The 6,835-nt window shown below is 68.7% G+C and carries 5 protein-coding genes and 2 pseudogenes; 3 read left to right on the top strand and 4 right to left on the bottom strand.

Annotated features, from left to right (window positions below; translation table 11 throughout):
• Positions 1–315 precede the first annotated feature (315 nt).
• Complete coding sequence (locus J1M39_RS06420; RefSeq protein ID WP_145993072.1) at positions 316–759, top strand: hypothetical protein; 444 nt, start codon at positions 316–318, stop codon at positions 757–759.
• A gap of 734 nt (positions 760–1,493) precedes the next feature.
• A complete protein-coding gene (locus J1M39_RS06415; protein WP_206495795.1) occupies positions 1,494–2,360 on the top strand; it encodes an alpha/beta fold hydrolase in 867 nt (288 codons plus the stop codon).
• 59 nt (positions 2,361–2,419) lie between these two features.
• Here the strand turns inward: J1M39_RS06415 and J1M39_RS06410 are convergent.
• Together J1M39_RS06410 and J1M39_RS06405 are read right to left on the bottom strand one after the other, a co-directional pair.
• A pseudogene (locus J1M39_RS06410) lies at positions 2,420–3,331 on the bottom strand (IS5 family transposase).
• Positions 3,332–3,634: 303 nt separating this feature from the next.
• Entirely contained in the window at positions 3,635–3,973 is a 339-nt protein-coding gene (locus J1M39_RS06405; RefSeq protein WP_031943884.1) for a histone-like nucleoid-structuring protein Lsr2, read from the bottom strand.
• 52 nt (positions 3,974–4,025) lie between these two features.
• Here J1M39_RS06405 and J1M39_RS12620 point away from each other — a divergent pair, with 52 nt between their 5' ends.
• Entirely contained in the window at positions 4,026–4,391 is a 366-nt protein-coding gene (locus J1M39_RS12620; RefSeq protein ID WP_080695891.1) for an HNH endonuclease, read from the top strand.
• A gap of 108 nt (positions 4,392–4,499) precedes the next feature.
• On the opposite strand, the pseudogene J1M39_RS06395 reads toward J1M39_RS12620, so the two are convergent.
• Positions 4,500–5,171, bottom strand: a pseudogene (locus J1M39_RS06395) (IS3 family transposase); the annotation flags it as partial.
• Positions 5,161–6,822 carry an L-lactate permease gene (locus J1M39_RS06390; protein WP_002857918.1) on the bottom strand — a complete coding sequence of 554 codons (1,662 nt, stop codon included), beginning with the start codon at positions 6,820–6,822 and terminating at the stop codon, positions 5,161–5,163. The gene J1M39_RS06390 and the pseudogene J1M39_RS06395, both read right to left, overlap by 11 nt.
• Positions 6,823–6,835: the final 13 nt, after the last annotated feature.

Genomic DNA, 6,835 nt, shown 5'->3' with positions numbered 1-6,835 from the left:
CCCCAGGACCCCCAGCCCCGCACGGGGCGGGCCTGGCCCTTCCTGGTCGGCGCTCTCGGCGCGGCAGGCGCCGGCGCGTGGCTGCTCACCGGCACCCCCGGCGAGCAGACGCCGGAGGCGCCGGCCCCCACCCCCACGGCGGCCGCGAACTCCACGGCCGGGGCCTGGCCTCAGCCGTCGGCCAGCACCGCCCCGGCCAGCGCTGCGAGTCAGGAAACGAATCGGGAAACGACCCCCTCCACGGGGCCGTCGAAATCTGGAAACGCCCAGGTCAGACCGTCATCGGTCAGCGCGGCACGCAGCTCCCAGATCGAGGTGGAGAAGGCCGCCCAGGAGCGAGCCGTCCAGGGCCTGGACCCCGACGCCCGCAAGCGTGCCGAGGACGTGGCCAGCAGGTTTGCGCAGGCCATGAACGCGCGCACGTGGCAGACCAGCCGGCAGCAGTGGCGGGAGGCGCTGGCGCCCACGGTGAGCCCTGAGCTGCTGAAGACGCTCGACGTCGATCGGGATTGGGAATCCGACGCCCAGCACCGCTTCGTACAGGCCAAGGCCAACACGTCGGTGCAGGTGCTCGAGTCGCGCGCGCAGACCGTTCAGGGCGAGCGCGTCGACGTCGCGCTCATGGTGGCCACCGAGACCACCGGCGAGGACCCCTGGGTCACCGCGCCGCGGACCGAGCGCCCCATGACCGTCGTCGTGGACACCACCCAGAACCGGGTTGTTGCACAGATCGACATGACCCCGCACGGCGGCCTCTGAGACGCCCCCGGCCGGGCCCTACGACACGTAGACCAGCGGCTGCGACATCTTCACGCGAGCTCCCCAGCGGGAAGCCGTGCCATACGAGCACCAGCGACCGGCGAGCATCCAAGGAGCACCGAAGGTAGACGGGAGCCAGAGCGCAGCCGTGCGCGGGCGAGCAGACCGGGAGCAGGCAGCCAGGGGCCCGGCGGAAACCAAGCCGCACGAGGGCCAGGGGGAGGGGAATCTGCCGCCACTGCCCGGCCACAGATCCACGGGAACCTCGAGGTAGGCCCGCCAGATCCAGGCCAGCGAGCCGCCCCTGATCCACGCCCCAGAGACCCCTCTGGGCCTGGATCAGGGGCGGCTCCGTTCGGGGGATGAGCAGCAGTGGCGAGGCGATGTGCATGGACCACACGGGGGCGGGAGGTGCGCCGGAGACGGCACCGCAGCAGTTGTCGAGATGCAGGGAAGATTGCACAGGACACGCGAGGAAGACTGCACAAGTCCTCCTCTGCGACCTCACGTGTGCAATGTAGTGTCCGACGGCGTGCGGCACACCTGTACAGTCCGTATGGGACTGCTGCACGGTCAGGTGACAGTTACGTGACCGTAGGTTCACGGTTCTCACTAGGGCCCGAAGAGGCCCTTTTGTGACACATGTGTCGCACTGGGTGTACCCGAAGGAGACGCTAATCAGGCATCACATGCCTGTCGGCGCAAAGCGCGCCTGGATTCGGAAGGATGGCCACATGTTCTTCGACGGCTTCGCGCTCGCCCGGATCGACGTCTCCGACAACGTCTCGCTTCGCGTCCGGATCGGCGGAACGGGGCCAGCGGTCGTCCTCCTCCACGGCCATCCTCGGACGCACACCACGTGGCATCACGTTGCACCGCGTCTCGCGGCAGCGGGTTTCACCGTCGTCTGCCCCGACCTCCGGGGATACGGACAGTCGACGGGCCCCGTCCCCGACCCCGAGCACAGGCAGTATTCGGACCGGGCGATGGCGCAGGACATCGCGCAGCTCATGACCTCCCTGGGGCACCAGTCGTTCTCGGTCGTGGGGCATGACCGCGGCAGCTACGTCGCCTACCGCACCGCCCTCGACCACGCCGACCGCGTCGAGCGCCTCGCCGTGTTCGACTGCGTCCCGATACTCGAGGCCCTCGAACGGGCCGACGCCCGCTTCGCGGAGGAGTGGTGGCACTGGTTCTTCTTCGCCACCGAGCACGCGGAACGCGTGATCTGCGCCGACCCGCTCGCCTGGTACCGCCCCGAAGCCGCGCGTATAGGGCAGGAGAACTACGACGACATGGTCGCCGCGATCACCGACCCCGAGACCGTGCGTGCCATGCTCGAGGATTACCGTGCCGGGCTGCACGTCGACCGCGCCGCCGACGAGGCCGACCGCGCCGCCGGCCGCACGATCGGATGCCCAACACTGGTCGCGTGGTCGATCCACGACGACATGGAGACGCTTTACGGCGACCCGGCCGCGATCTGGCGCCCGTGGGTTTCCGGGGAGCTTCGAACGGCACGGATCGACAGCGGGCACCACATGGCCGAGGACAACCCCGCGCAGCTCACCGCAGAGCTGACAGCCTTCCTCAGTACCTGAACCGCGAGCCGATCCCGAAGACCTCCGCCCGGACGAAGCGACACCCGTTGCCCCGGGGCCTAGGGCATGTCTGACAATTGTTTGGACCATGCGATCACAGCATTCAGGACCACAGCGGCCCTGTAGATGATCGCGTACTTGTCATACCGGGTCGCCAGGCCCCGCCACTGCTTCAGGTGCGCGTACTGGCGCTCGATGACGTTGCGGCCCTTGTAGGCGGCCGCGTCGAGGCTGACGGGGCGCCCGCCGCGGGCACCGCGCCGTCTGCGGTGGCCCTGCTGGTCGGCCGGTTCGGGGATGACCGCTTTGATCCCACGGGCGCGTAGGTGGGTGCGGATCGCCCGGGAGGAGTACGCCTTATCGCCCAGCACGGCCTCCGGGCGGGTGCGAGGCCGGCCTGCAGGCCGTGCCACACGCAGTTGCCCCAGTAGGGGCAGCAGCATCGGGGAGTCTCCTGCTTGGCCGGGGGTGATCAGGCTGACCAGCGGCAGCCTGGTCCCGTCCACAAGCTGATGGATCTTCGTGCTCAACCCGCCCCGGGAGCGCCCGATGCCGTGATCGGTCGGCTCTTCACGCGGATTCTTCTCTTCACGCGGATTCTTGTAGTTCGACCCAGCCCCCTGTGTGGCGGGTGATGTTCGTGGCGTGCTGGTGGGCGCGGGCGATCGTGGAGTCCACCGAGACCGACCAGTCGATCAGACCTTCGGCGTCAGCTGCGGCGGTCAGCGTGGCCAACACCGTGTCCCACGTGCCTTTTTCGGCCATGCGCCGATGCCAGGTCCACACGGTCTGCCAGGGCCCGTAGACCTCGGGCAGATCCCTCCAAGCGATTCCGCACCGGTACCGGTAGATGATCGCCTCGACCATGGTGCGGGCATCGGCGAAGGCCTGCCGGCGCGGCCGGTCCGGGCTGGGAGCATCGGGGCGATCAGCTCCCATTGGGCATCGGAGAGGACCTGGAACCGGGACATGCCCCCAGGGTCTCAGCTGACCCGTGGATCCATTCTCAGACACGCCCTAGACCAACTTGCCGCCGCTCCGGTCAACGACTCTGGGGGCACGGTAGGCAGTGTCTACGAGTACGCGGCTCTCACCTACAAGCCCGCTCCACGCCCCGGCGAGAATCCCGCCGCAGTGACTGACGAGCATCTACGTCACGCAATCGAGCACGTCCAAGCCGACGCCTGACCCTAGGTACGAAAAGACCCCTACCCGCAATGGGTGGGGGTCTTTTTCGTCTCCGCCTCAGGGGCAGGCAAGAGGTGGGGAGGGGGTCAGCGGCGCTTACTGGCGCTCCGGTAGGCGCTCACCACGTCGGCGTGAATCCGGCCACGGTCCTTCACGTCGTAGCCGTTCTCCTTGGCCCAGGCGCGGATAGCGGCGGTTTCGCCCTTCGTGCCTGAGGAGGAGCCGGTAGACACGCGGCCCAGACGACGGGCCTTCTTGGTGAACTCTGAGAGCGCCTCCTCATAGTCGGCGACGATCTTCTCCAGACGGTCCGCGTTCTCATCGCCCAGATCGATCATGTATGCCTGATCCCGGACGTAGAACGTCACAGGCGTAGCCGGGGTGATCTTGTCCAGATCGTCGACGAGGGTCTTGATCTCAGCCAATGGGGGCTCCTTAGTAGGGGGCAGGATTGCTTTAGGGGGAGGCTATCACTAAATGGGCGTCCTGGCGGTCTGTCTAGGTAACAGACCGATTGAAGGAGGCGACATGCCGAGTATGGAGATAGGCCCTGATGGGTCCATGAGACGGGCACAACGTCGGACGTTCGACGGCGCTTGGAAGGCTAAGCGGGCGCGCATCCTCAAAGACCAGAGTCATTGCTACATCTGCGGCTCTGCGGTGGATACGTCTGTACCTGGCACTGATCCTCATGGGCCGAGTGTGGATCACCTGATCCCGGTCTCTCAGGGAGGAACGGACGATCCCGAGAACCTCATCTTGACCCATCTCGCGTGCAACATGCGGCGCGGCACGAAGGACATTGATGAGGTTCGGCACACGCCGCAATCGCGTGTGTGGTGAGCGATGCCATCCGATCAGGCGTGAGGCACATGAAGAGCGCGTTGGGTGAACCTCAGAAGCCCTAGAAGCCTCTGTAGGGACTGGTGCACGTGTAGGTGACAGTCGTCTTCACGCCGGGTCTGCGGGCGTGTGGTCCATGATCAACTCGTACTCGACCGGCGTCAATCGGCCCAGGCGCACCTGCCGGCGGCGGCGGTGGTAGGCCCGCTCGATCCAGGTGATGATCCCGGCCCGCAGATCGTCCCGGGTGTCCCAGTCGCGTCGGTCCAGCACGTTCTTCTGCAGCAGCGCGAAGAAGGACTCCATAGCCGCGTTGTCCCCGGCAGCACCGACCTGACCCATGGACCCGATCAGCCCGTGGGCGGTCAGGGCGTCCTGGAATAGGGCCGAGCGGAATTGCGAGCCGCGGTCCGAGTGGACGATGCACCCGGCCACCACGTCGGTGCCTCCGCGGCGGGCCACGGCCTGCTCGAGGGCGTTCACGGCCAGGGATGCCTGCATGCGCCCGGCCATGGAGTACCCCACGATCCTGCCGGCGTAGAGATCCTTGATCGCGCAGAGGTAGAGCTTGCCCTCACCGGTGGGGTGTTCGGTGATGTCGGTCAACCACAGCCGGTTGGGCTCCTCGGCAGAGAAGTCCCGGCGGACGTGGTCATCGTGCACGGGTGGGCCTGGGCGCACCACCCGAGCGGGGCGGCGACCCGAGGGGGCGGGGCGGCGACCGTCCATCCTACCGACGGACGCCGCCCCGCTCGGGTGGTGCAGGCGGTCAGCCCGCCGCCGGCAGCATCCACGCCAGCACGTTGGACTGCAGGTACACGAGCGTGCACACCGCCAGCAGGAGCACGAGCGACCACACCACCACGCGGCGCAGGATCTCGGACTCCCGGCCCTCCATGCCGACCGCCGTCGCGGCGATCGCCAGGGACTGCGGGGAGATCATCTTGCCCACGACGCCGCCGGAGGTGTTGGCGGCCACCAGCAGGGCCGGATCGGCGCCGATGTTCGTGGCGGCGGTCTGCTGCAGGGTGGAGAACAGCGCGTTCGCGGAGGTGTCCGAACCGGTCACGGCGGTGCCGAGCCAGCCGAGCACCGGGGACAGGAACACGAAGGCCGCGCCCAGGCCGGCCACCCACGTGCCCATGGCGACCGTCTGGCCCGAGAAGTTCATGACGTAGGCCAGGGAGAGCACGATCACGATCGTCAGGGCGGACCAGCGCATGCGGGCGAAGCAGCGGCCGATCTCGGCGATCGCGTTCCCCACCGAGAGCGGGAACCGGCCGTCGTGGTCGAACCGGGAGTAGACCACGGCCATGATCAGGCCGGCGATCAGCAGCAGCGTGCCGGGGGAGGCCAGCCACTCGAACTTGTACACGGTGCTCGCCAGGGGCGCGCCGGAGGCGTCGACGAGGTGCCCGTCGAGCCCGGGCCACGGGATCTTCGCGGTGGCGGAGTTCAGGGCCGCGGTGATCGAGGGGACCAGCTTGGCCAGGGCGAACACGGCCACGACCACGATGTAGGGCAGCACGGCCATGAAGATCCGGCCGGGGGTGAGGTCCTGCGCCGCCGCGCGGGCGGGGGCGTCGAGGCGCTGGCGGGCCTCCTCGGCGCCCCGCGGCCGCCAGAAGCGCAGCAGCAGGACGGCGGCGGCGAGGGAGACCAGGGAGGCCACGACGTCGGTGAGCTCGTAGGAGAAGTAGGTCGAGGCCAGCCAGATGGCGACGGCGAAGCTCGCGCCGATCACGATCAGTGCCGGCCACGTCTGCCGCACGCCGCGCAGCCCGTCGATGATGAACACGAGCAGGAACGGCACGAACACGGCCACGAACGGGGCCTGGTGGCCGACGATCGCGCCGATGTGCGTGGCGGGGATGCCGGTGAGCGTGCCCGCGGTGGTGATGGGGGTGCCCACGGCGCCGAAGGCCACGGGCGCGGTGTTCGCCAGCAGCACGGCGGTGGCCGCCCGCAGCGGGGGCACACCCAGGCCGAGCACCATGGTGGCCGTGATGGCCACGGGGGCGCCGAAGCCGGCGAGGGCCTCGAGCAGGCCGCCGAAGCAGAACGCGATGAGCACGGCCTGGATGCGGATGTCTCCGCCGCCGAGCGAGTCGAAGATCGCGCGCATGTCGTCGAATCGCCCGGAGAGCACGGTGACCTGGTAGAACCACAGCGCCATCACGACGATCCAGACGATCGGGAACAGGCCGAAGGTCGCTCCCTGGGCGGCGGCCAGCGCCGCCAGGTGGGCCGGCATGTGGAAGCCCAGCACGGCCACGAGCAGGGCCACCACGAGCGCGGCGAGCCCCGACTGCCAGGCCTTGAGGCGCAGACCGAGGAGGGTGGCGAAGAACGTCAGCAGGGGCAGGACGCCGAGCGCGGCGGAGAGCGCGACGCTGCCGGCGGCATCGGGGGTGGGGGTGAAGGTGTGCACGGGGGTCTCCCGG

It is taken from the genome of Micrococcus sp. KRD077 (assembly GCF_017168505.1).
GTDB classification, from domain to species: domain Bacteria; phylum Actinomycetota; class Actinomycetes; order Actinomycetales; family Micrococcaceae; genus Micrococcus; species Micrococcus luteus.
This window is presented reverse-complemented; position numbering and strand designations above follow the sequence as displayed.

Excerpts from the sequence above, each read along its gene's own strand:
- J1M39_RS06415 (WP_206495795.1), top strand. The coding sequence starts at position 1,494 with ATGTTCTTCGACGGCTTCGCGCTCGCCCGGATCGACGTCTCCGACAAC.
- J1M39_RS12620 (WP_080695891.1), top strand. The coding sequence starts at position 4,026 with ATGGGCGTCCTGGCGGTCTGTCTAGGTAACAGACCGATTGAAGGAGGC.